The 313-nt window shown below is 39.3% G+C and carries 1 protein-coding gene; it reads right to left on the bottom strand.

The window, feature by feature from the left end; translation table 11 throughout:
- Nucleotides 1-15: 15 nt before the first annotated feature.
- On the bottom strand, nt 16-313 hold a 298-nt coding region (locus AAEY99_RS21290; RefSeq protein WP_351011961.1), incomplete at its 5' end, for a transposase.

Genomic DNA, 313 nt, shown 5'->3' with positions numbered 1-313 from the left:
TAACCTGAGATCGGTTTAAGCCATAACAACAATAGCGCCAAACTCAGCATTCGTAATATTGAGTTGTGGCTTAGTTTCTTTCAGTTGATAGGCAATCAATCCGCCTATCATATTCAACATAAAACCATGCACGCTTCGATGTCTTGTATGCTCTATTTGTGAAATATTTTTTAGCTGGTCATTGATGGTTTCAATGATAAATCGACGTGAAAGCATCGCTCTATCCCATAGGGATAATGCTTTAGCTTTCATGTTTTTACGGACATTATTGACGATCGTAACACCTTGTTCGAGTAAGTCGCTCGCCAGTGCT

It is taken from the genome of Shewanella sp. S1-58-MNA-CIBAN-0166, assembly GCF_040310085.1.
Classification (GTDB): domain Bacteria; phylum Pseudomonadota; class Gammaproteobacteria; order Enterobacterales; family Shewanellaceae; genus Shewanella.
This window is presented reverse-complemented; position numbering and strand designations above follow the sequence as displayed.